We start from the raw sequence: 477 nt of genomic DNA on the forward strand, positions 1-477 counted from the left end.
CGATAGGGCAGTCGAACAGCCGCTCCACTGCGTCCGGGCCGCGCAGCATCGCGGTACGGTTGCGCAGTTCATGGACGGTGCGCGCCGGGAAAAGATCGCGCAGCGGCTGGCCGATCACCTCGTCCGGCGTGCGGCCGATGAAATCGGCCGTGTTCGCTGAAGCCCGCGCGACGATCCAGTCGGCGGTCAGCGCGAGCAGGAAACCGATCGGCTGGATCGAGCCCAGGATATGGATTGGCTCACGATCACAATTGGTGAGATCGACACGCCCGACACCCTCCGCCAAGATCAGTTCACCCTCAGACAGTGTCGCCCGCTGCGCTCGAATAGCATGAACACCTCGCACGCTGCCTTGATCGCGATCTGGATTTCCCCGTCGCTGCGGAGACGCGCGGCCAGCAGGTCAAGCAGCCGTCGCCACGCAAGCGAATCGCCCGCGCCGAGAAAGGTCGCGGGCAAGGACGGCGGCACCGACCT

Annotated in this window: 1 protein-coding gene and 1 pseudogene; both read right to left on the reverse strand. The window is 65.8% G+C overall.

The genetic code is table 11. From position 1 onward, the window contains the following. Nucleotides 1-286, reverse strand: a pseudogene (locus tag RAD15_RS43665) (HWE histidine kinase domain-containing protein); the annotation flags it as partial. Nucleotides 287-288: 2 nt separating this feature from the next. Next, nucleotides 289-477, reverse strand: a 189-nt coding sequence (locus tag RAD15_RS43670; RefSeq protein ID WP_458184839.1) for a hypothetical protein, incomplete at its 5' end; no start/stop codon positions are given.

This window comes from Bradyrhizobium sp. 14AA (assembly GCF_054185205.1).